Consider the following 297-nt stretch of genomic DNA (forward strand, 5'->3'; position numbering starts at 1 on the left):
TTTGCTGTTGTTGGAGTCCCATTCTACGCCGTCCCTGAGCATGGAGTTCAGGATGACGACCATCTTTCGTATGCACGCAATGATGGCGACTTTTTTGGGTTTTCCTGCTTCGAGTAATCGTTGATAAGTGGCCTTAAAAACCGGGTTGCATTGTATGGCTGACATCATGGCCATATAGAGTACCGTTCGCACTTGTGCTCTGCCGCCTTGAATGGTGCGTTTCCCTTTAAAGCGACCACTTTCTCGGGTGATGGGGGCGACTCCTATCAAAGAGGCGGCTTGTTTATTGGTGATGTA

General features: G+C 49.2%; 1 protein-coding gene. It reads right to left on the reverse strand.

Annotated features, from left to right (window positions below; translation table 11 throughout):
- On the reverse strand, window positions 1–297 hold a 297-nt coding region (locus FCL42_RS21585), incomplete at both ends, for a transposase (RefSeq protein ID WP_136865460.1).

The organism is Ferrimonas aestuarii (assembly GCF_005116665.1).
Lineage (GTDB): Bacteria > Pseudomonadota > Gammaproteobacteria > Enterobacterales > Shewanellaceae > Ferrimonas > Ferrimonas aestuarii.